A 21,520-nucleotide genomic window follows, 5' to 3' on the forward strand; every position below is an offset into this window, starting at 1 on the left:
AGCAAGGCGCTGACGTTTGTGGTCACGGCCGGCAATACCGCGGATCTTCTCGCGGGCGTGCTCGTTATTGCCCCTGCCGCCGCCGAGGAGCACGGCGCAGCGGCCTTGTCCCTAAGCTGGCCCGTCCTCTTGATCGCGGCCGGATTGGTTGCGCTTGCCGGCTTCTGCCTCGCGTTCGCATTCCGCCCCGTGCGCATCCCCGTCGATGATCCAACCCCGAACGAGGTTCGCAAGTTTCCAGCAGCCCGCATGGTACGAAATGCGCGAAACACCGCCGAAATCCTGCTCGTTGCAGCCATCCTGGCAGCGGCGTGGCCGGCCAAGCCTTTCGCCCACGAGGGCCATGACCACGGTGACGAGGGAGCAAAGGCCCAGCCGGCAGGTAGTGCGCCGGCCAAGCTGCCCACGGGCGAGGTCTTTCTACCGAAAGCCTCGCAACGTCTCCTGAACGTACGAACAGTTCCGGCGGCCGTGGAAAAGGCGCAACGCGGCACGGAGCTGGTCGGCACCGTCATCGCAGATCCCGCTTTCGAAGGCCGCGTCCAGGCGCCGATGGATGGCCAGATTGAGCTGGCGGACGGAGAACTCTCGTTCGTTGGCAAGACGGTCGCGGCGGGAGACGTGCTCGCGCTCCTTGCTCCTGCTATGCCCGTCTACGAGCGCGGCACGCTGCAGCAGGTCACGGCGGACGTCGAAGGCAAGCTCCGCATCGCCGAGCAGAAGCTTGCGCGCCTCACGCGGATTTCCGGCGACTACATCCCGCAGCGGGAGATCGAGGACACCAAGACAGAGATCGAATCCCTGCGCGAGCAAAAGCGCGTGCTCGAGCCGAAAGCCGCCGAGCGTCTGCAACTCAAGGCCCCTGTCTCGGGGATTATCTCCGTCGCCACGGTGCGGGCGGGACAGGTCGTGAGCGCGCGCGACACGCTATTCGAGATCGTCGACCCGAAGCGCATCTGGATCGAGGCCATCGGCATCACCGGCAAGGATGACGACGGCGCGGTCTCGTCGGCAAATGCCGTGGACGTCCAAGGTCACAAGATTCCGCTCACCTACATCGGCCGGGCACCGGCGTTGCGCCAGCAGGCACTGCCCATGCTGTTCAAGGTTGACGACCCGCATGCCTCGCTCGGCATCGGCGCCACGGTGAAGGTTCTGATTCAACACGGCACGCCTGCAGAAGGCATCGTCGTTCCCACAGCGTCCGTCGTGCGCGCCGGCAATGGCCTGTCGCAGGTCTGGGTCAAGGTCGCACCCGAGCGGTTCGCACCGAAGCCGGTTCGAACCGCGCCCCTCGACGGAGATCGAGTGGTGGTCACGCATGGCCTTGCTGCCGGCGACCGGGTGGTCGTGGAGGCGTCCGAGCTCATCAATCAGGTGCGCTAGGGACAAGTGCTTCCGGAAAAGTGGGAACCGGTTTTCCGCAAGAAGCACGACAAAGGAAACCGCAAATGTTCAACGCCATCGTCCGCGGCAGTCTTGCAAACCGGCTTCTGGTGCTCGTCGCCGCTATCGCCATGAGTGCGTACGGCTTGACGACGCTGTCTCGGCTGCCGGTCGACGTATTTCCCGACCTCAACCGGCCCACCGTCACACTGATGACGGAGGTCGAAGGCCTCGCGCCCGAGGAAGTCGAGCAACTCGTCACCTTCCCGATCGAAACCGCGATGAACGGCATGGCGGGCGTGTCCCGCGTGCGATCTGTCTCGGGCGTCGGTCTCTCGATTGTCTACGTCGAATTCGACTGGTCGGCCGAAATCTATCTAGCCCGCCAACAAGTCGCCGAGCGCCTTCAGCTCGTTCGTGAGCAGCTTCCCCCGCGCGTCGTCGCGCAGATGGGCCCGATCTCGTCTGTGATGGGCGAGATCATGTTGATCGCCATGTCGGGCGACAAGGCCGATCCGATGACGTTGCGCGAGATCGCAGACTTCACGGTGCGTCCGCAGCTCCTGACGGTCCCCGGCGTATCGCAGGTGATCCCGATCGGCGGCGAAGTGCGTCAGTACCGCGTCATTCCGGATCCGCGCCGCATGACCGGTCTCGATATCGGCTTCGAGGCCATCGAGCAGGCCATCAAGTCGTTCGGCGTCAACACGGGCGGCGGTTTCGTCGACCAGAAGACGCGCGAGTTCCTGATCCGCAACATTGGCCGTTCGTCGCGTATCGAAGATCTCCGAAACCTGGTGGTCGCCTATCGCGAGGGGCAGGCGGTGACGTTGAGCCAAGTCGCGAATGTCGATTTCGCGGCGCGCACCAAGCGCGGCGACGCAGGTTTCAACGGCAAGCCCGCTGTGATCCTCGGCGTTCAGAAGCAGCCGAACGCCGACACCGTGACGATCACGAAAGAGATCGAGCGCGTGTTGCCGGAGCTGCAGCGTGTGATGCCCGAAGGTGTGCGCGTCACGGACATCCAATTCCGTCAGGCCACCTTCATCGAGACCTCGATTGCAAACTTGAAGAAGGTGCTGATCGAAGCCCTCGTCGTCGTGGCCGTCGTGCTGTTCGCCTTCCTGCTCAACTGGCAGACGACCCTCATCTCCCTGCTCGCGATCCCGCTCTCGGTTCTCACGTCGGTGATTGTGTTTGAGCTGATGGGATTGTCGATCAACACCATGACCCTCGGCGGCCTCGCCATCGCCATCGGCGCACTGGTGGACGATGCGGTTGTCGACGTCGAGAACATCTTTCGAAGGCTCGGTCTGCATCGCGCGGCGGGTGGTCGCGACAAGCGTTCGCTGGAGGAGGTCGTCGCGTCGGCGTCGATAGAGGTCCGGACCGGTATTCTCTACGCCACAGCCATCATCGTTCTCGTCTTCCTGCCCTTGTTCGCCATGTCGGGCATCGAAGGCCGCCTGTTCGCGCCACTCGGCATCGCGTTCATCGTGTCGATTCTCGCAAGCCTTGTGGTCTCGATGACCGTCACGCCGGTGTTGGCATACTGGCTACTGCCGCGCATGAAGAACCTCGCCGAACACGAGAGCCCCATCGTGCGCGTGCTGAAGCGCTGGCAGCGCCGCGGTCTGACGTGGTGTTTCGAACGCCCGCTGTTCGTCATTGGCTTCCCCGTGGCGGCCGTCGCCGCTGCGCTCGTCTCCGCCACCTTTCTTCCGCGCGCATTTCTGCCCTCCTTCAATGAGGGCACCGTTCTGGTGAGCGTGTCTCTGCAGCCTGGCATTAGCCTCGCGGAATCCGACCGCATCGGACGACTGGCGGAGACCCTCATTGCGAAAGTGCCGGAGGTGCATTCGGTTGGACGCAGGACGGGGCGTGCGGAGCTGGATGAACACGCGGAAGGTGTTCACACGAGCGAGCTAGACGTCGATCTGAGGCGTTCGGAACGCCGCCGCGAGGCTGTCCTTGCAGACATTCGCTCGCGTCTCTCCGTGCTCCCGGCGTCGATCACCGTCGGTCAGCCTATCGCGCATCGCCTCGATCACATGCTCTCGGGCGTGCGCGCCCAGATCGCGCTCAAGATCTATGGCGAAGACTACGACACGCTGCGCAGCCTTGCTGCCGATCTCGAAGCGCGCCTGAGGCGCATCCCGGGAATCGTCGACCTGCAAACCGAGAAGCAGGTCCGCATCCCAGAGCTCCAGGTGCGCGTCGACTACGAAAAGGCCAAGCGATACGGCCTCAATCCGAGCGCCATAACCGAGACGCTGGAAACGCTCTCGAATGGCCGTGTCGTGTCCGAGGTCATCGATCAGAATAAGCGCTTCGATGTCGTGCTTCGCCTGTCGGACGCCGATCGCACGACGCGTGCACTCGGCGAAATGCTGATCGAAAGCCCAGCCGGTCGCATTCCGCTTAAGAGCGTCGCCGATGTCATCGAGACGGACGGTCCGAACCAGATCCTGCGCGAGAACAGCCGGCGCCGCATCGCCGTGCTCGCCAACACCGATGGCTCCGACATGGCGCGGATCATCGAGGCGGCTCGCGCCGAGATTGCCGCTGCGCCCCTTCCGCAAGGCTATTTCACGCGGCTCGAGGGCCAATTCCAGGCACAGGAGGAAGCGTCGCAGTTGATTGCGCTTCTGTCCGTCGTCTCGCTCTTGCTGATCTTTGTCGTGCTCTACACGCGCTATCGTTCGACCGCGCTCGCGTTGATCATCATGGGCAACGTACCGCTGGCCCTGATTGGCAGCGTGGCTGCGCTCTGGATCACAGGACAGCCGTTCTCGGTCGCGAGCGCCATTGGCTTCATCACGCTGACCGGCATCGCGACGCGCAACGGCATCCTGAAGATCAGCCACTACATCAATCTCGTTCTCTTCGAAGGCGAGCGCTTCGGGCGCGAGATGGTGATCCGCGGCACGCTTGAACGTCTCACGCCCGTACTCATGACGGCGCTGGCAGCCGGTATCGCGCTCGTGCCGCTCATGATCGGCGCTGACGAGCCCGGCAAGGAACTCCTCAGCCCCGTCGCCATCACCATCTTCGGTGGCCTCGTCACCGCCACCCTGCTCGACGCCTTCCTCACGCCGGTCCTGTTCCTGCTCTTCGGCCGCAAGCCGTTGGAGCGGTTGGCTGGCGAGAAGGAGCAAGACATTCACGCCGAAGCTTTCTGACAACCTCAAACACGGAGCTACCAATGTTGAAGCGACTTTTCCTTTCTCTCGCAGTCCTCGCCATCGGCGCGAACCTCTCCTTTGCGGACGAGGGGCATGATCATGCGAAGGGAGCGGCTCACGAAGAAGGGGCCAAGCACGGCGGCGTCGTCGCGCACAGCGGCCACCATCACCTCGAGCTCGTCGCGAAGGGCGGCACGATCGAACTCTACATCACCGCCGAGGACGGAGACGCGGAAGACCTCAGCACCGCCAAGGCGTCGGCAACTGTCCTCGCCGAGGGCAAGACCGAGATGGTCGCGCTCGCGCCGGCAGGCGGAAACACCCTCAAGGGAACAGGCAACTTCAACGCCGGAAAGGGCACGACGGTTGTCGTGTCGCTGACGCTGCCCGGCCATGAGCCCGAGCAGGCACGCTTCAAAATCGACTGAGGGAGGCGTGCGCAACCCAAACAACAGGAGGACTGTTATGCGTGCATTGAAGATATATGCGGCAATCGTCGCCTGCTTGCTGGGCTATGGAGTGGGCGGAGCTTTCGCGCACGAGATCAAGTGGGGCAAAAGCGAGCCGCGTCAGGCGTACTTTGGCAGATGTGCGAAAGGGCCGTGTGTGAAGCGCATCGAGTGGGCGCAAAGCAAACCACACCGTCACGTGGGTGGTAGGATTGTGTACGACCGCGCTTACCGTACCGGCGGCTGGGCTGGCTGAACACTGTATGGAAAGCTCGCCCGCAAGTCCGGGGCGGTTATTGCGGCTCACATCGCAACTACAAAGTGCAACGCGGGGGAGGAATTTGTCCCCCGCGTAATGTGATCGCAAAAACGTGACCAGGCTGACTATCCAGGAATTTGGGAGCGGCCACATATCCATCTGAAGATATGAATTTTTTTGCTGATCCGTCGCGGGTTTGGCGCGTCATGGTGTATTGCGCACTGTGATCGCGTTCAGTAAGTAGGGTGTGGCTTGTCGGTCCTGCGAGGCTCGGCAAGCGTAGGGACACCAATCTCACTTTGAAATCCTTTGTGCGGGACAGCGGCCTTATGATCGGCAAAGCTGACAAGCGTCGCCCGTTCTTCGTTGCGATCGCTTTGATCGCAGCAATCGGCGCCGCGCTCGTAGCTCCCGTCCTGATTGGAGCGCGACGAGGCGAGCCGATTCCGGGTTCGACGGTCAGGGCTGACTCGCGAGACAGCGTCACGATCTCGGCTCCGCTGCCATTGTTTGCGTCGCCCGCGATCACACTCGAAAGAGGCACCGTCGCACTCGTCAATCCCACGGGCGGAGAAAGCCGCGTCGGAGCCCTGCTCCGCACCTTGATGACAGGCGGTGGCGCGGATCTGGTGCTCGACGGAGCCACACTCGTCGTCGATCGCACAGCTCCCTCTTTCACGAGCCCGTCCGCTCCATCGGGCACACCCAGCGAACTCGGTCCGATCGTGTCGGCCCTGTCAGGATTCAAGTTCAATACCCTGACCCTCCTGAACGTCGACATCGTCGTGAAGTCGACCTACGGCGAAACCGAGATGACCGTCACCAGCGCTGAAGTCACCTCTGAGCGCGGTGGCATGGTGAATGCGAAGGGACGGTTGGAATTTCTTGATGAACCGTTCGATTTCGACGTCCGCTTCTCGCTCCCGAACGGAAACGCCGACAGCCCTCTCAAGGTTCGCGCCGCCGTCAAGGGAGACTTCCTCTCGACGTCATTCAATGGCCGCCTCTCAGCAGGTGAGCGTGCGCAGATCACGGCCGACAACGCAGAGCTTTCTATTTCCGATGTGCGTAAGCTCGTTGGCTGGCTCGGCGCGTCCTGGCCGGCAGGGCCTGGACTGGGCCCGTTCACCGCCAAGGGCACGCTGACGCTCGAAGACCGGTCTCTGACATTCGAGCACGCAAAGTTCACGCTCGATGGAAATGCGGCGACTGGCGCGCTCACCGCAAAACTTGGTCTCAAACGGCCGTGTATCGAAGGCACGCTCGCCTTCGCAAGCTTCGACGTTACGCCCTACGCTGCGCAGTCCCGCCCTTATGCGCTCGCCCTTGCGTCAGACTGGCTCGCGAGCTTGCGTGCTCCCGGTTTGGCCTCGTCGTCCTTCCTGCGCGATATGGATGCCGACATCCGCCTGTCGGCAAACAACGTCATGAGCGGTGCGGATCGGTTGGGGCGCGGTGCGGCGAGCCTGTCGATCAGGGACGGAAAAATCTACGGCGAGATTGCCGAGCTCGAGCTTGAGCAGGGCGGGACCGGCGAAGGGCAATTCACCGTGGACGTCAATGGAGCGGCACCGCACTACGCGATCCGCGCCGAGCTGAACGATATCGATCTGGCCACCGTCGTGGCGCCGCGTCTTGGACCTGCGGGGCTCGATGGCAACGGCGACATCAGGATGGACCTTAACGCAACTGGGGCGAGCGAGCCGGACATTCGCAAGTCACTGGCCGGCACGATATCCTTGGAGATGAGCGAGGGGGCGCGCGTGGGCATCAGCCTCGACGCGCTGCCCGGCGCCGCCACAATGCCGGTCGCGGCGGCAGGTTGGGCCGCTGCGACAGCAGGATCCACAACTGTGAGCCGGCTCACGGCGCAATTTTCGGCCGCGAGCGGCATCCTGACGGCGGAGTCAGTCGTGGCTCAGACCGAAACGCACAGCGTTACTGCGGCCGGAACAGTCGATATCGACAAGAATGCCGTCGATCTCGTACTGTCGATCTCCGGAGCGCTTGGCGAAGTGGCACCTCAGAGCGATGTCGGCGCATTCAAAATACATGGTCCGCTGTCCTCCCCGACGGTCACGCGCTCCGAACCGGGCAAGGCAGCGCTCTCGACAACGGACCCCAACCCGGGCTGACGCAGCCAGGAGGGCACCGGCAGAGCCTGCGGCGCCGAAAGTGCGGAGACACCATGGCGCTCACGCCCGATGAAATTCAGCGCTACAAGCGCCATCTCGTCCTGCATGACATTGGCGGTCAGGGCCAAGCCAAGCTAAAGAGCGCACGCGTGCTCGTCATCGGTGCCGGCGGCCTCGGCAGCCCGGTGTTGCTTTACCTCGCGGCCGCGGGGGTTGGCACGCTGGGGATCATCGATGACGATCGCGTCTCGCTCGACAATCTGCAGCGCCAGATACTTCACACCACGGCCTCTGTCGGCACCTTGAAGGTGGACAGCGCCAAGGACACCATCGCGCGTCTCAATCCGCATGTGACTGTGGAAACGCTCCCTTCCCGCCTCGATGCGTCGAACGCCGCCGACATCGTCTCGCGTTTCGATCTCGTGGCCGATGGCTCCGACAACTTCGCGACGCGATACCTTGTCTCGGATGCCTGTTACTTCGCGGCCCGTCCGCTCGTGCATGCGGCGGTAGGGCCGTTCGACGGTTATCTGACAACGCTGAAGCCGTTCGAAAAGACGGCGGATGGAAGGCCGTATCCGAGTTATCGATGCATCTTCCCCGAAGCGCCGCCGCCGGGCACCGTAGCCAACTGTTCTGAGGTTGGCGTGTTGGGCGCGGTCGTCGGGGTGATGGGTACGCTTCAGGCGGCCGAGGTCTTGAAAGAGTTGACGGGAACCGGAGAGAGCTTGGCCGGCCGGCTCCTTCTCTACGATGCGAAAGAGCCGCGTTTCGAAACGATCCGCGTGGCTTGGGACCCCGACAATCCGCTGACAGGACTGAAGCCGACGATTTTCGATCTGACGCCGCATCAGGCCTCGAACATGGCCGAGAACGCCTGCTCAAACCCGTAATATTCACCGTGGCTGTTCCCGCCGCGACAGCAGGATATGGCTTGTTCGGTCATCAAATCATCATTGATGAACACAACAAGGGAGCACGGCGGATCTTCCGCCGGCGTTTCGCCATGGCGCGGCCCGAAATCGGGAGTCACAAGCGATGTCCGTGATCGCCGATCTAGTCAGCACGCTCTACGCGCTCGTCTGCGGCATCGTTGACGTCGCGCTGGGTCGGCATCGAAAGCGTTACGTCACATCGATCGATATCAAAGCGTCACTCGAGGACGTATGGGCGGCCGTATCCGCGCTTAGCATCGTTTTCGAAGGGCCGCCTCGTATCGAAATCGCAGTCCGCCTGAAGCCGGGATCGAAGGATGTCTACGAAGGTACCGTGACCGTCGGTAACCGCGTCGTCCCGATGGCCTACCGCGAGATCGAAATGAGACCGCGCGAAGGCCTCTTGGTTGAAATCCTGCAGGAGGGAAGCGCACCCACTGTTGCGATGGGGCACGATTACTATGTCGCCTGCACGTTGAAGGAGATACCCGGCGGAACGCAACTCACGATGGTGCACGAGCTGACACACGCCGGTTTCCTGAGCCGCATCCTTGTGCCCGTTGGAGCCCGTCAGAACGCCCGCCGTTTGCGCGACTACTGCGAAGCGGCAGCTGGCACTGCGGGAAAGCGCTCATCGAGCAAGCTCGGCGCAGCGCTCGTGACCGCAGCGCTGACCTACGCGAGTTTCATTTATCTGTTTGACTGGAAGTTCGCCGCCGTCTTGCTGGCGCTGCTCGTCATCCATGAATCCGGCCACGCGATCGCAATGCGCTGGGTCGGCCTGCCGGTGCAGGGTGTCTACTTCATTCCGTTCTTTGGCGGCATTGCAGTCTCGGCGGCGCCCCATAGAAGCGAGGCCGAGCGTGGCTTCGTCGCCTTGATGGGGCCGGGATTTAGCTTGCTGACGACGGGCGCGTTTCTCATAGGCGCCTTCACCACCGGTAATCCGCTTTTCGAGCAGCTGGCGCTCGTCAGCGCCATTCTGAATGGCCTCAATCTCGCCCCCGTGCTTCCGCTCGACGGCGGCCAGGTCGCAGACGCGGCGCTATCGGCCTCGGATCCGGAGTTCGCCGCGATCATCAATATGCTGGCGCTGATCATCGGCGTCGGAGTGGCGGTTTATCTCGAATGGCACGTCCTGACCGTTCTTTTGCTTCTCACGGCGCCGATGCTGCTCAAGTCGCGAAAAGGGCCCCGCAGAGCGGAGCCCATCACCGAAACCGGACGCAACTGGCTGATCGCCGGATACGTCGCCACCGTCGCGTTCTACATCGCCGTCGTCGCCCACTACATGGCGTGACGGCGTCGAGGAGGCGACTGCGGGGCTAGAACATCGCCGGGTGGACTTTATCCGGCGGAGAATGCCCGTCGAGGAATGCCTTGATGTTGATGATGACCTTCTCGCCCATGTCGATGCGGCCCTCGATGGTCGCCGAGCTCATGTGCGGAAGAGCGACGACGCGGTCGGACGCGAGGAGCTTCGGGTTGACGGCCGGCTCGTGCTCGTAGACGTCGAGACCTGCGCCCGCGATCGAACCGGCTTCGATCAAGCGCGCAAGCTCATTCTCGTCGATCACCTCGCCGCGCGCCGTGTTCACGATGTAGGCCGACGGCTTCAAAAGCTTGAGGCGCCGCGCCGAAAGCAAATGGTAGGTCGCGGGGGTATGCGGGCAGTTGATCGACACGATGTCCATACGGCTCAGCATCTGATCGAGGCTTTCCCAGTACGTCGCATCCAGCTCCTGCTCGATATCGAGCGAAACGCGCTTGCGATTGTGGTAATGGATCTGCAAGCCGAACGCTTTCGCACGCTGCGCCACGGCTTGGCCGATCCGGCCCATGCCGACGATGCCGAGGCGCTTGCCGAAGATGCGGTTTCCGAGCATCCAGGTCGGCGACCAGCCGGCCCACTTGGTCTTGGGATCCTTGAGATAGGTGGCGCCTTCCGGCAGCCGCCGCGGCACCGCGAGGATCAGGGCCATCGTCATGTCCGCGGTATCTTCAGTCAGTACGCCCGGCGTATTGGTCACGGTGACCGCGCGATTGCGTGCCGTGTCGAGGTCGATGTTGTCCACGCCCGTACCGAAGTTGGCAATCAACCGAAGCTGGGGGCCGGCCTGCGAGATCACGGCCCTGTCGATACGGTCGGTGACCGTCGGCACAAGCACATCGGCGACTTTGACTGCCTCCGCAAGCTGCGCCTGAGTCATCGGAGTGTCGTCGGTATTGAGACGCGCATCGAACAGTTCGCGCATGCGGGTTTCCACCACATCGGGGAGTTTGCGCGTTACGATGACGACTGGCTTCTTCACAGGGTTGGGCATATCAATTCCACCGCGGCATGAGATCTTGGGCTGTGTCTAACAGAAGGTCATCGCCGTGACAAAGTGATGGATTGTCTGAGGGCCGGGATCGAAAGATTCGGGGACTTTTCTGGAGAGGGAGATGCAATTGAATTGCCGGGGCGGCCTCCGATCTGCGGCGTTTCTGATGCTCGTGACTTGGACGGGCGCAGCCCTGGCAGGCGCTTCTTCCGGATCTTCCGCGCCCACGACGCCTGGAGCGCCCCCAACCGGCAAATCCGAAAGTGGCCTCCCGATTCCCCGGTTTGTCAGTCTGAAGGCGGATCGCGTTAACCTACGTTCGGGGCCTGGAACGGACTATCCGACCGCGTGGGTTTTCCGTCAGGCGGGTCTGCCGCTCGAGGTGATCAGCGAATTTGAAGGATGGCGGCAGGTTCGCGATGCCGAAGGAGCGACCGGGTGGGTCACGCAATCGCTCCTGTCCGGCCGACGCACGGCGCTGGTCACACCGTGGGACGTGAAGGCGGACAAGCCTGTCCCACAGGTCCCGGTGCGCAGCAGCGACAGCGAAAGCTCGCGCGCCGTCGTGAACGTTGAGGCGGGCGTCATCGCCAACATCCACGGCTGTGATGGTCGCTGGTGCAGCGTCACGATCGATCGCTTCCGCGGATACCTGCCGCAGAAACAGCTGTGGGGCGTGTACGAGAACGAGGTCGTGAAGTAACGCGCGAGCGTTCAGCCAGCCGCGACGGTATGCGCCGAAGTAATCGCGCCGAAATCTCTGTCAGGTCTTGGGAACGAGACGGACGACCACGTCGATGTGGCTCACCTTCATCCCTTCGGGAGGCTCCGGCAGGCCGTCGACTCGGATCGAGTCGCCCGGAATATCCATGAGCTTGCCGTCCTCTTCGATGAAGAAGTGGTTGTGGTTCGACGTGTTGGTGTCGAAGTAGGCTTTGCCGCCATCGATCGCGAGCTCGCGCAACAGGCCGACGCCCGTAAACTGGTGCAGCGTGTTGTAGACGGTTGCCAAAGAAACCTGCTCGCCGGAGGAAAGCGCTTCCGCATGCAGCAGTTCGGCCGAGACGTGCCGGTCCTCGCCGCCGAACAGGAGCGCGCCGAGCGCCACGCGCTGACGTGTCGGACGCAGCCCGGCCTTGCGCAGACGTTCCGCAATAGCGGACTGCATTGGTGCAAGGCTGTCGGCAACGATCTCGTCGCCAGTGCCGGTCGTGAGGTCTTCAGAAGTGTCTTCGATCATCGATGGTTGACCCGATGGGCCCCGTCGGCCGCACCCCCCATGGGGCAGACCGTGATCAAGGCCGGATTCTCCAACTACGTCAGTATAGAAGCAGGAGTGGTGAACCGCAACCCGGCACCCAAGACGCTGTTTTGAGAAAGGATTTCTTCGCGCCCTTGTGTCGAGTTCGTCCCGCCTCGTCCTATTTATCCGCACACCCTTCTCTGGACAATACGTCACCTTTTCCATGCGGCGACTTGACGGTGCCGTTGAATATCGTTTGAACGTCAGTCGGATGTGCTAGGACAACGCGGCTTTGAGGCGCTCCGGAAGGGTAGCGCCTTCGCGGGCCGAGGCCGAAGAAGACAGAGGGACGAAGCTGATCGATGGCCGAGCGCCGTTCAAGCTATGATTTCGAGGATTTGTTGGCCTGCGGGCGCGGCGAACTATTCGGCCCAGGTAATGCGCAGCTGCCGCTGCCGCCTATGTTGATGTTTGACCGCATCACCCACATCTCCGAAACGGAAGGCGCGCATCAAAAAGGCCAGATCGTTGCCGATCTTGCTGTCGCGGGCAACGAACGTCTGGACTGGTTCTTCAAGTGCCATTTTCAGGGGGATCCGGTGATGCCGGGCTGCCTCGGGCTTGACGCGCTGTGGCAGCTCACCGGCTTCTTTCTCGGCTGGTTGGGCGCGCCGGGGCGTGGACGGGCACTTGGCGTGGGCGAGGTGAAGTTCACCGGAATGGTCCTCCCTACGGTCAAGAAAGTCGAATATGTGGTCGATCTGAAGCGTGTCATCTTGCGCAAGCTCAAGTTGGCCATCGCGGACGGAACGTTGAAAGCGGACGGCCAAGTCATCTACACCGCGACGGATATGCGCGTCGGTCTGTTTGAGGTGGGTGAAGCACCCGCCGCCGGATAAGCCAGAAAACGAGAAGAAATGGCGTTCGGGAACATTGCAGGGCGGCGAGGAAAGGGTTGTCGATGAGACGGGTGGTCGTCACCGGCATGGGTATCGTGTCCTCGATCGGGAACACGACCCAAGAGGTGCTCGCCTCTCTGCGAGAGGGTAAATCCGGCATTGTTCGTGCGGACAAGTACGCCGAGCTCGGATTCCGCTGTCAGGTGCATGGCGACCCCAAGCTCGATTGGGAAGCCCAGGTGCCGCGCAAGCCGAAACGCTTCATGGAAGCGGGCGTCGGTTGGAACTACATCGCGATGGATCAGGCGATCCGCGATGCAGGCCTTGAGCCGGGCGACGTCGTTAACGAGCGCACGGGCATCATCATGGGCTCGGGCGGACCGTCGACGAAGGCGATCGTCTGGGCTGCTGACACCGCGCGCGAAAAAGATCCCAAGAAGGTCGGTCCCTTCGAGGTGCCGAAGGGCATGTGCTCAGGTCCCTCAGCGGCGCTGGCCACGAGCTTCCAGATCAAGGGCGTCAATTATTCGATTTCCTCGGCCTGCGCGACCTCTGCGCACTGCATCGGCAACGCGGCCGAACTGATCCAGTGGGGCAAGCAGGACGTCATTTTTGCGGGCGGCTGCGAGGAGTTGGATTGGACGCTCTCTGTCCTGTTCGACGCCATGGGCGCCATGTCGTCCCATTTCAACGACACGCCGGCCAAGGCCAGCCGGGCCTATGACAAGAACCGCGACGGCTTCGTCATCGCCGGCGGCGCGGGCGTGCTGGTTCTTGAAGAGCTTGAGCGGGCCAAGGCGCGCGGCGCCAAGATCTATGGCGAGATCGTCGGCTACGGCGCGACGTCGGACGGCCATGACATGGTGGCCCCCTCGGGCGAGGGCGCGGCGCGCTGCATGGTGAAGGCCATGGAAGGCTTCGACGGCAAGGGCCTGGGTCGCCAGATTGACTATATTAACCCGCATGCGACGGCGACCCCGGTGGGCGATCAGAAGGAGATCGAGGCCATCCGGCAGGTTTTCGCAGGCAAGACCATACCCAAAATTTCCGCGACCAAGTCACTTACGGGACATTCTTTGGGAGCTATTGGGGTACAGGAAAGCATCTTCTCGCTTCTCATGATGAGCAACAAGTTCATCTGTGAGAGTGCGAACATTGAAGAGCTAGATCCCGAGTTCGAAGACATGCCGATTGTTCGCAGCCGCATCGACAACGCAGAGCTTAACTGTGTCATGTCGAACAGCTTCGGTTTCGGCGGAACAAATGCAACTCTCGTCTTCAGCCGCTATGATGGCTGAAATCTTGCGACTGACGGGGCAAGGGGTCGGACCGTAGGGGCATCTCGCCTCTCGAGGACGACCAAGAATGAAGGTTCATAGGCAAGGACGCGGCTGGTTCGACATCGGCCGCAATTTTGGCGCGAGTGTGAGGTCGTCGATGGCCGAATTTGACGTTTCGAAGCCTGGTCCGCTGATGGCGGGCAAGCGCGGTTTGATCATGGGTGTGGCCAACGATCGCTCGATCGCGTGGGGCATCGCCCGCGCGCTCGCGGGACAAGGCGCTGAGCTGGCCTTCACCTATCAGGACGGCGCCTTCGGCCGCCGCGCAGTTCCGCTTGCCAAGTCGATCGGCGCGGAGATCATCGAGCCAGTTAACGTGCTCGATCTCGCAACGGTCGATGCCGCTTTCGCGCGCATCAAGGATGCCTGGGGCAGCCTCGATTTCGTCGTCCACGCCCTCGCCTTCTCCGATCCGCGCGAACTGGCCGGCCGCTACGTCAACACCACGCGCGACAACTTCACCAACACCATGGTGATCTCCTGCTTCTCGTTCACCGAGATTGCACAGCGCGCCACGGCCCTGATGCCTAACGGCGGATCGCTGCTGACGCTGAGCTACGGCGGTGCGACGCGCTCTGTTCCGTCCTACAACGTGATGGGCGTCGCAAAGGCTGCGCTCGAAGCGTCCGTCCGTTACCTGGCCGCAGACCTCGGCCCGCAGAACATCCGCGTCAACGCGCTCTCTGCAGGTCCCATGCGCACGTTGTCGGGCGCTGGCGTGTCGGACGCACGCGTCATCTTCAATTTCCAGAAGGAGCACTCTCCGCTCCGCCGTACGCCGAGCCTGAACGATGTTGGCGGTTCGGCCCTCTACCTGCTGTCCGACCTTTCGGCAGCCGTGACGGGAGAGGTGCATTTCGTGGACTGCGGCTACAGCACCATTTCCATGCCGAGCCTGGACGCCCTCAAGACGGCCGACCAGGAAGCAGCTGCCGCAGCGACAGGACGCTCGCCGTCGGAAGCAGCCGAGTAGCACGCCCTTACTCCGCCAAGATCTGGAACGAAGCCAACGTCAGTTGACCCGGCCCGCGCTTCTGCGCAAACAAAGGTCCCCATGATTGGTGTCTTCGATTCCGGCCTCGGCGGTCTCACCGTGCTCGCGGCGCTGACCCGGCGCTTTCCCGAGCAGCCCTTTATCTATCTCGGCGATCATGCCCACGTTCCGTACGGCAACAGGCCCTCGGAGGAGATCATTGATCTCACCCGCGCGTCGGTCGAGGCGCTGTTCCGGCGGGGCTGCAAGCTCGTTGTTCTCGGCTGTAACACGGCAACCGCGGTCGCAGCGCGCCGCCTCCAGCAAACATGGCTCCCCGCGACTCTTTGGAAGGCTGACGGGTACAACGTCGTGGGCATCGTCGCGCCCACCGTCGAAGCCGCCACGCAGACGCCGTGGGCTGTCACCACGCCGCAGTATCCGCAGAAGTTCCTGACCGACCGCATCGCCGTCTTCGGCACCACGCGCACGATCGCTTCCAACGTGTACGCCGAGGAGATCCGTAAGCGCTGTCCGAAGGTCACCGTCGTGCAGCAGGTCTGCTCGGAGCTGGCTGGCGCCATCGAGCAGGGCGCCAAAGAGGTCGAGCTGGAGCGCCTGGTGCAAACCGGCATCGATGGGGCGGTGGCGCAAGCCGGCGGCGAGGCGCTCCACCGCGCCATTCTCGGCTGCACACACTTCCCGCTCGTCGAGCACTTATTCCGGCGCCATCTACCGCCGGCGACCCGCATCCTCTCGCAGCCCGAAATCGTGGCGGATAGCCTCGAAGACTACCTGTCTCGCCACCCGCACTATCGGAGCAACGGTTCCGTAGAGGGAGCGGTGCTGTTCACCACGGGCGATCCGGACGAGGCGAGCGAGCGGGCGCGCATCTTCGCAGGCGATGGTCCGCGCTTTCGCCGCTACGAGGACTGACCATGATCGCTTCGGACCCTATCCGTCCGAAGCGTGAATCATCGGTCTCATCAAAGACCTAGACCGTGATCGCTTCAAAGAAGCGATCACGCTCTGAGCCGCTACGTCGCCGCCGCTTCCCGGAGCGCTGCATCGCGGCGCTCTTGCGCTTTTCGGCGCAGGAGACGGCCGATCTCCGGGCTCGCCAGTTCGAGCCGGTGAAAGTCCTCCCGGTGCAGTTTGAGAAGGCGGCACTTCGACTTCGTCACGAACGAGCCTTGCGTGTAGTCGTGCTCGAGCATCGCCACGACGCCGAAAAAGTCGCCCTTTGCGTAGACCTTGTCTTCGCCGCTCGCCGTGCGCCGTCCCACATGTCCCCAGGCTACGAAATAGATGGCATGACCGGCCGTGTCACCGCCGAGCACTTCGACGTTAGGCGGCAGATTGTGCGCATGAAGCAGCGGCATGATTTTCTGCACCGCGTCCGCATCGAGCTCTGCGAGCAGCGGAATGCGGGACATGAGCGACCACGTGACGACGAAATCGCGCCGTCCGAGTTCTTGTGCAAAGCCCGCGGAAATGATCGCCACGGGCAACGCCAGAATACAGAGCCCCGTCACCATCACGATTGAGCCGAACGCCTTGCCGATCGGCGTCACGGGCGCCACGTCGCCGTATCCGACGGTCGTCAGCGTCGCGATGGCCCACCAAGCAGAATCCGGCACGCTGCCGAATTTGTCGGGCTGTGCGCTGCCCTCAATGTAGTAGATGCCTGTCGAGGCGAAGAGCACCACCGTCATGAGCAGCAGGCCCGCGCCGATCAGCGCCCGCTGCTCGTTGATGAGCACGCGCAGCAGCGTGTGCATCGCCGGGGAGTAGCGCGAGAGCTTGAAGAAGCGCAGCAGTCTCAGTGCACGCAGCACCCGGAGATCGATCGAGAGCAACGTTCCGAGATAGAACGGCAGGATCGCCGCCAGATCGATGAGCAGGGCGGGACGCAGCGCAAAGGTGAGCCTGGCCTTCGCCGGCGGAAGATGGCGCAGGAACGGAACCTCCACGGCGGTCCAGATGCGAAGTGCGTACTCGATCGTGAAGATCGCGACCGAGAAAATCTCGAAGGCGGTGAAGGTGGTCCCATAAGCGGCGGAGAGCGACGGGACCGTTTCTGCGACGAAGGCCGCGATGTTGAGCAGGATGAGGATGACGATCGCGGTGTCGAACACGCGGCTCGCGCGGCTGTCGCCGTGTCCGATCTCGATGATCTCGAAGACGCGCCGGCGCCACGTACTGTTGACCTGCAGCGCACGCCGCGCCGTCGCGGCACCCGCGCGCGCGCGCGTAACGAAGAACGATCTCGCCGCGGCCATTTGGCCCTTGGCGGCTCCGTGCAGCTGATCCATGTCCTGAACCCCCGCGTTCTCCCAGGTAGAAGTCTAGAACGGCGTTTCTGTACTGTCTCGACCTAGCGCGAATGCCGCTTCGCCAATCGATTGGAGATCCCATGGCCGAAAGCACCCCTGTTTGCGATTTCGGCTGGAAAGCGCCCGCCTTCCGGCTGCCGGCGACGGACGGCAAGGTTTACAGCCTGGATGAGCTGCGCGGGCCGAATGGCACGCTTGTCATGTTTATCTGCAACCATTGCCCCTACGTGAAAGCAATTCTCGATCGCCTCGTCCGGGACGCGCGTGAGCTCCAGTCCTTGGGCATCGCCTCGGTAGCCATTTCCTCGAATGATGCTGTGACCTATCCCGAAGACAGCTTCGCGCGCATGAAGGAGGTCGCGGCGGCGAATGGCTTCCCCTTCCTTTACCTGTACGACGAGAGCCAGGACGTCGCGCGCCGCTACGACGCCGTCTGCACCCCGGATTTCTTCGGTTTTAACCGTAATTTGGAGCTTCAATATCGGGGCCGGCTGGATGCCAGCGGCCGCGAGCCCGGGCCCGCGACAGCCCGCCGAGAGCTGTTTGAGGCCATGAAAGGCGTTGCCGAGACGGGCCGCGGACCCGAAGTGCAGACACCCTCGATGGGATGTTCCATCAAATGGAAGGATGTCTGAGGGCTTCCGACGCCGCAGACCCCCGAAAAACGGCCAAATCCGTTGACCGCGGACGGCCCCCACCGGTATAGACGGCCACTGAGCCGCTCGGAACTCGTGTTTCGGGCGACCTATGCATTTGAGCCTGCGCTGGATGGCGTGGGAGCGCGCCGGGTCTGAGGCCCGGACGCGAGCAAATTCATCAAGTCAGCCAGGCGATGGAGCTAGGTCCGAGAAACGGCCCTCTCCGAAAAGAAGGATAGTGTTTGATGGCCAATACCAAGTCGGCAAAGAAGGCAGCACGCCAGATGGTGCGCCGGACCGAAGTCAACAAGAACCGCCGCTCGGCGGTGAAGACGGAAGTCCGCAAGGTCGAGGAAGCGATCGCTTCGGGTAACAAGGAAGCGGCTGCTGCAGCGCTGAAGTCCGCTCAGCCTTCGCTCGTCCGCACCGCTCAGAAGGGCGTCATGCATCCCAAGACGGCAAGCCGCAAGGTCTCTCGTCTCGCTCAGCGCGTTAAGGCAATGGCCTAAAAACTGAAGTTCTCCCACGCTCTTTTTAGTCATCGTTCGTCTATATGAGAGTGTGTTCTGTTCGCCACAGGGAAGTCCAGGCGGTGGAATCGCCGCCTCTCCTCCCAACTCTCTAAGTGGCGGATTCTTGGGGGCACTGGGCGCGCAAAACTGTCATCCTCGGCGGCGCCCCCTCCATTCTCCGTGCACCCCACCAAACAAAAAAGTCGACCAGCGGCGCTCGCCATGCGAGCGCCGCAATTCGTTTCAGGGCCCTGTTGGGCGGCAATCGAATTGGCTTTCACCTCAACGAGTTTGCCCACTGCGCCTGTGGATAGGACTCAAGTTTTCCACGGCGCACCCACCGCTCGTTCAGCCACTCACCCACCGCTTCTCCCCCCTTCCAACCGCTTGCTAAGAGGTTACCGACCCGTTAAAAGAGTCCTCGTCAGCGCGACGGGAGAGACTTGGCTGTAATGCTCATGATCTTCCCGCCCCCCGACTCAGGGTTTGGTAGCGTAGCGTCATCCTGATTTCTTCAGTATTTCAGTGGAGTACAAGTATCCTGCGGGTTTTGCGGGGTGCCGGTGGCTTTTTACTGAAGTTATACTGATTGGTTACTTTGTTAACTGTACCAGAAAGGGACATCGGCCCTGCCTGGTCATAAGTAGTTTCGAGGGTAAGGGTTTGACCGATAGCGTCAAAATCGAGGACGTGCCCGCTGCGGAAACATGGGCCCGCCTCAAGGCTGACGAGAAGGCAGTTCTGGTCGATGTGCGGACACGAGCGGAATGGACCTTTGTCGGAATTCCCGACCTCAGCATGCTGGGCAAGCGTGTGATCACTGTCGAGTGGCAGACTTTTCCGGAGAACCGGGTTGACCCCGATTTCGTCGAAAGGTTGTGTCAGCTACTCGAAGGAGGCGGCGTTTCGAAGGACACGGAAGTGCTCTTCTTATGCCGCTCAGGGGCGCGCAGCCGTGCGGCTGCGGCAGCAATGGCAGATGCGGGTTACTCGCACTGCCGCAACGTTGAGGATGGTTTTGAGGGTCCCCTCGATGCCACCCAAAAACGAGGGCACGTCGCGGGCTGGAAAGCAGCCGGACTGCCTTGGCGGCAAGGGTAGCCGCGTCTGAGGGAGTGGCGCCGCCCGTTTGGGCGAACGAGCGACGCCATGAAATGCCTGCCTTGCGGAAGGCGGGCGCAAACAAGTGCGGGGTACAAAAAATGCAAGCGATCTCTAAGGCGGAGCTATCTTTTTCGGCACCCGAGCGGGCCGTTCGGGGCGGCTCGGGCCAGCACGTCGTCGTGGGTGGCGATCAGAAATCCGGCGATGGCGCCGGTATCGAGGGTAAGGGATCCAAGGTGCGTGCGACCCTGCGCGCTCGGCTCGGCGAGGACATCTACACGAGCTGGTTCAACGCGCTGGAGTTCGACGAGTTCGACGGCAAGACCGTGAAGGTTTCCGTTCCCGTCACCTTCCTGCGCAAGTGGATCCAGTCGCACTATATCGATGAGCTCCTCACCTGCTGCAAAACCGAATTCAAGACCGCGGAGCGGGTGGAAGTCTCCGTGCGCCAGCCGGGCGCTGGTCCGGCACGCGTGGCAACTCCGCAGATCGAGCCGCTGAAGTCGACGCGTGAGACTAACGCTGAGCCGCGCGCCATGAGCGGTTTCGAGCCCGTGCGCATGCCGGTAATCCGTCCCGTGGCGGGCCGCACCAGTGTCGATGGGTTCGAGGGCTCGCCGCTCGATCCGCATCACACCTTCGAAAATTTCGTCGTCGGTGCGTCGAACCGGATGGCGCATGCAGGTGCTATCCAGGTCGCGGAAACAGTGCTGACGGACAGCCCGGCGTTTAACCCGCTGTACCTCTATTCGTCGGTCGGCCTCGGCAAGACGCATCTTCTCCAGGCGATTGCTTGGGACGTGAAGCGCCGCGCGCCGAACGCCCAGGTGCTCTATCTCACTGCGGAGCGTTTCCGCTATCAGTTCGTCGAAGCGCTCCGCGCTCAGGATCCGCTCTCCTTCAAAGAGAAGTTCCGCTCGATCAACGTTCTTCTGATCGACGACCTTGAGTTCATGCAGGGCGAAAAGACCGAGCAGGAGTTCGATCACATCATCAATGCGCTGCTCGATGGCGGCCGTCAGGTTGTCGTCGCGTCGGCCCGGCACCCGGCACAGATCGAGCGTCTGAACGAGCGCATGCGCTCGCGCCTGCAGCGTGGTCTTGTCGCCGAGATCGGCGGTTTCGACTACGAGCTCCGGATGCGCGTTCTCGATCAGCGCCTCGCTGAAAAGAAAGCCGCCGATCCGAGCTTCGAGCTGTCGCGCGAGGTCATCGAGATCCTGGCCAGCCGTCTGACGGAGAGCGGCCGCGAGCTCGAGGGTGCTGTCAACCGGCTGTACCTGACGTGGCAGCATATGCATGCTCCGATCACGCCCGATATTGCCGAGACGGTCGTTCGCGACTTGTTCCAGGGCGTGGAGCCGCGCCGCATCAAGATCGAGGACATCCTTCGCATCATCTCGCGTCATTTCGGCGTGTCGAAGGGGGATCTTCTCTCGCAGCGCCGCCATCGCTCCGTCGTCTGGCCGCGCCAGATCGGCATGTACTTGGCCAAGCAGCTGACGCACCGCTCGCTGCCTGAGATTGGCCGCCGCTTCGGCAATCGCGACCACACCACGGTGTTGCACGCGATCCGCAAGATCGAGACGGTGATCGCCGGCGATGTCGGTCTTCGCGATGAAATCGATGAGTTGAAAAAGCTTCTCAGCCACTAAGGGCAGGTGGCTGAGAACAAACAAAAATAGAGCAAAGGGCGTGGTGTGACGAGGGAGATCGCCACCACGCCTTAGCGGGGCGGGAGCGGCATCCTCGGGTGCTGCTCCCGAAGTTTTTTGTGAATGCGCCACCGAAAAGCGCCGGGA

General features: G+C 62.4%; 18 protein-coding genes. 15 read left to right on the forward strand and 3 right to left on the reverse strand.

The window, feature by feature from the left end; translation table 11 throughout:
* The first annotated feature begins 249 nt into the window (after positions 1-249).
* From VHO05_RS06350 to VHO05_RS06375, 6 genes are all read left to right on the forward strand, one after another.
* Positions 250-1,386 (forward strand): efflux RND transporter periplasmic adaptor subunit, encoded by a 1,137-nt coding sequence (locus VHO05_RS06350; protein ID WP_414653703.1) that lies wholly within the window; start codon positions 250-252, stop codon positions 1,384-1,386.
* 65 nt (positions 1,387-1,451) lie between these two features.
* Positions 1,452-4,568 (forward strand): efflux RND transporter permease subunit, encoded by a 3,117-nt coding sequence (locus VHO05_RS06355; protein ID WP_329645756.1) that lies wholly within the window; start codon positions 1,452-1,454, stop codon positions 4,566-4,568.
* A gap of 23 nt (positions 4,569-4,591) precedes the next feature.
* A complete protein-coding gene (locus VHO05_RS06360) occupies positions 4,592-4,999 on the forward strand; it encodes a hypothetical protein (protein WP_329645757.1) in 408 nt (135 codons plus the stop codon).
* Positions 5,000-5,608: 609 nt separating this feature from the next.
* Positions 5,609-7,414, forward strand: coding sequence for an AsmA family protein (locus tag VHO05_RS06365; RefSeq protein WP_329645758.1), 1,806 nt, complete (start codon positions 5,609-5,611; stop codon positions 7,412-7,414).
* A gap of 53 nt (positions 7,415-7,467) precedes the next feature.
* A complete protein-coding gene (locus VHO05_RS06370; protein WP_329645759.1) occupies positions 7,468-8,307 on the forward strand; it encodes a HesA/MoeB/ThiF family protein in 840 nt (279 codons plus the stop codon).
* Positions 8,308-8,452: 145 nt separating this feature from the next.
* A complete protein-coding gene (locus VHO05_RS06375; protein WP_329645760.1) occupies positions 8,453-9,649 on the forward strand; it encodes a site-2 protease family protein in 1,197 nt (398 codons plus the stop codon).
* A 25-nt stretch (positions 9,650-9,674) separates the two neighbouring features.
* Here the strand turns inward: VHO05_RS06375 and VHO05_RS06380 are convergent, their stop codons facing one another.
* The gene (locus VHO05_RS06380; RefSeq protein ID WP_329645761.1) at positions 9,675-10,673 is read right to left on the reverse strand and encodes a D-glycerate dehydrogenase; all 999 of its coding nucleotides are present in this window, start codon (positions 10,671-10,673) and stop codon (positions 9,675-9,677) included.
* A gap of 121 nt (positions 10,674-10,794) precedes the next feature.
* Between VHO05_RS06380 and VHO05_RS06385 the strand changes: the two genes are divergently transcribed.
* Complete coding sequence (locus tag VHO05_RS06385) at positions 10,795-11,376, forward strand: SH3 domain-containing protein (RefSeq protein ID WP_329645762.1); 582 nt, start codon at positions 10,795-10,797, stop codon at positions 11,374-11,376.
* Positions 11,377-11,436: 60 nt separating this feature from the next.
* Here VHO05_RS06385 and irrA read toward each other — a convergent pair whose 3' ends face one another.
* Entirely contained in the window at positions 11,437-11,841 is a 405-nt protein-coding gene (gene irrA / locus VHO05_RS06390; RefSeq protein WP_329645860.1) for an iron response transcriptional regulator IrrA, read from the reverse strand.
* 437 nt (positions 11,842-12,278) lie between these two features.
* Here irrA and fabA point away from each other — a divergent pair, with 437 nt between their 5' ends.
* The 4 genes from fabA to VHO05_RS06410 all read left to right on the forward strand — a co-directional run bounded on the left by fabA (position 12,279) and on the right by VHO05_RS06410 (position 16,064).
* A complete protein-coding gene (gene fabA, locus VHO05_RS06395) occupies positions 12,279-12,815 on the forward strand; it encodes a 3-hydroxyacyl-[acyl-carrier-protein] dehydratase FabA (protein ID WP_329645763.1) in 537 nt (178 codons plus the stop codon).
* A 62-nt stretch (positions 12,816-12,877) separates the two neighbouring features.
* Positions 12,878-14,113 carry a beta-ketoacyl-ACP synthase I gene (fabB, locus tag VHO05_RS06400; RefSeq protein WP_329645764.1) on the forward strand — a complete coding sequence of 412 codons (1,236 nt, stop codon included), beginning with the start codon at positions 12,878-12,880 and terminating at the stop codon, positions 14,111-14,113.
* Between the two features lie 139 nt (positions 14,114-14,252).
* Positions 14,253-15,128 carry an enoyl-ACP reductase FabI gene (fabI, locus tag VHO05_RS06405; protein ID WP_329645861.1) on the forward strand — a complete coding sequence of 292 codons (876 nt, stop codon included), beginning with the start codon at positions 14,253-14,255 and terminating at the stop codon, positions 15,126-15,128.
* 81 nt (positions 15,129-15,209) lie between these two features.
* Positions 15,210-16,064 carry a glutamate racemase gene (locus VHO05_RS06410; RefSeq protein ID WP_329645765.1) on the forward strand — a complete coding sequence of 285 codons (855 nt, stop codon included), beginning with the start codon at positions 15,210-15,212 and terminating at the stop codon, positions 16,062-16,064.
* Between the two features lie 101 nt (positions 16,065-16,165).
* On the opposite strand, the gene VHO05_RS06415 is transcribed toward VHO05_RS06410, so the two are convergent.
* Positions 16,166-17,443: a cyclic nucleotide-gated ion channel gene (locus tag VHO05_RS06415; protein ID WP_329645766.1), complete on the reverse strand. Its 1,278-nt coding sequence runs from the start codon at positions 17,441-17,443 to the stop codon at positions 16,166-16,168.
* A gap of 101 nt (positions 17,444-17,544) precedes the next feature.
* Between VHO05_RS06415 and VHO05_RS06420 the strand changes: the two genes are divergently transcribed.
* The 4 genes from VHO05_RS06420 to dnaA all read left to right on the forward strand — a co-directional run bounded on the left by VHO05_RS06420 (position 17,545) and on the right by dnaA (position 21,373).
* Complete coding sequence (locus VHO05_RS06420) at positions 17,545-18,099, forward strand: thioredoxin family protein (RefSeq protein ID WP_329645767.1); 555 nt, start codon at positions 17,545-17,547, stop codon at positions 18,097-18,099.
* Between the two features lie 248 nt (positions 18,100-18,347).
* Positions 18,348-18,611, forward strand: a complete 264-nt coding sequence (gene rpsT / locus VHO05_RS06425; RefSeq protein WP_329645768.1) for a 30S ribosomal protein S20 — start codon at positions 18,348-18,350, stop codon at positions 18,609-18,611.
* 666 nt (positions 18,612-19,277) lie between these two features.
* Positions 19,278-19,715: a rhodanese-like domain-containing protein gene (locus VHO05_RS06430; RefSeq protein ID WP_329645769.1), complete on the forward strand. Its 438-nt coding sequence runs from the start codon at positions 19,278-19,280 to the stop codon at positions 19,713-19,715.
* Between the two features lie 101 nt (positions 19,716-19,816).
* Positions 19,817-21,373: a chromosomal replication initiator protein DnaA gene (gene dnaA, locus VHO05_RS06435; protein ID WP_329645770.1), complete on the forward strand. Its 1,557-nt coding sequence runs from the start codon at positions 19,817-19,819 to the stop codon at positions 21,371-21,373.
* The last annotated feature ends 147 nt before the right edge of the window (positions 21,374-21,520 follow it).

Origin of the sequence: Hyphomicrobium sp. (assembly GCF_036262015.1) — a bacterium.
In the GTDB taxonomy this organism is placed as follows: domain Bacteria; phylum Pseudomonadota; class Alphaproteobacteria; order Rhizobiales; family Hyphomicrobiaceae; genus Hyphomicrobium_C.

Coding starts and splice junctions, on each gene's coding strand:
- VHO05_RS06350 (WP_414653703.1), top strand. CDS start 250: ATGGTACGAAATGCGCGAAACACCGCCGAAATCCTGCTCGTTGCAGCC.
- VHO05_RS06355 (WP_329645756.1), top strand. CDS start 1,452: ATGTTCAACGCCATCGTCCGCGGCAGTCTTGCAAACCGGCTTCTGGTG.
- VHO05_RS06360 (WP_329645757.1), top strand. CDS start 4,592: ATGTTGAAGCGACTTTTCCTTTCTCTCGCAGTCCTCGCCATCGGCGCG.
- VHO05_RS06365 (WP_329645758.1), top strand. CDS start 5,609: ATGATCGGCAAAGCTGACAAGCGTCGCCCGTTCTTCGTTGCGATCGCT.
- VHO05_RS06370 (WP_329645759.1), top strand. CDS start 7,468: ATGGCGCTCACGCCCGATGAAATTCAGCGCTACAAGCGCCATCTCGTC.
- VHO05_RS06375 (WP_329645760.1), top strand. CDS start 8,453: ATGTCCGTGATCGCCGATCTAGTCAGCACGCTCTACGCGCTCGTCTGC.
- VHO05_RS06380 (WP_329645761.1), bottom strand. CDS start 10,673: ATGCCCAACCCTGTGAAGAAGCCAGTCGTCATCGTAACGCGCAAACTC.
- VHO05_RS06385 (WP_329645762.1), top strand. CDS start 10,795: ATGCAATTGAATTGCCGGGGCGGCCTCCGATCTGCGGCGTTTCTGATG.
- irrA (WP_329645860.1), bottom strand. CDS start 11,841: ATGCAGTCCGCTATTGCGGAACGTCTGCGCAAGGCCGGGCTGCGTCCG.
- fabA (WP_329645763.1), top strand. CDS start 12,279: ATGGCCGAGCGCCGTTCAAGCTATGATTTCGAGGATTTGTTGGCCTGC.
- fabB (WP_329645764.1), top strand. CDS start 12,878: ATGAGACGGGTGGTCGTCACCGGCATGGGTATCGTGTCCTCGATCGGG.
- fabI (WP_329645861.1), top strand. CDS start 14,253: ATGGCCGAATTTGACGTTTCGAAGCCTGGTCCGCTGATGGCGGGCAAG.
- VHO05_RS06410 (WP_329645765.1), top strand. CDS start 15,210: ATGATTGGTGTCTTCGATTCCGGCCTCGGCGGTCTCACCGTGCTCGCG.
- VHO05_RS06415 (WP_329645766.1), bottom strand. CDS start 17,443: ATGGATCAGCTGCACGGAGCCGCCAAGGGCCAAATGGCCGCGGCGAGA.
- VHO05_RS06420 (WP_329645767.1), top strand. CDS start 17,545: ATGGCCGAAAGCACCCCTGTTTGCGATTTCGGCTGGAAAGCGCCCGCC.
- rpsT (WP_329645768.1), top strand. CDS start 18,348: ATGGCCAATACCAAGTCGGCAAAGAAGGCAGCACGCCAGATGGTGCGC.
- dnaA (WP_329645770.1), top strand. CDS start 19,817: ATGCAAGCGATCTCTAAGGCGGAGCTATCTTTTTCGGCACCCGAGCGG.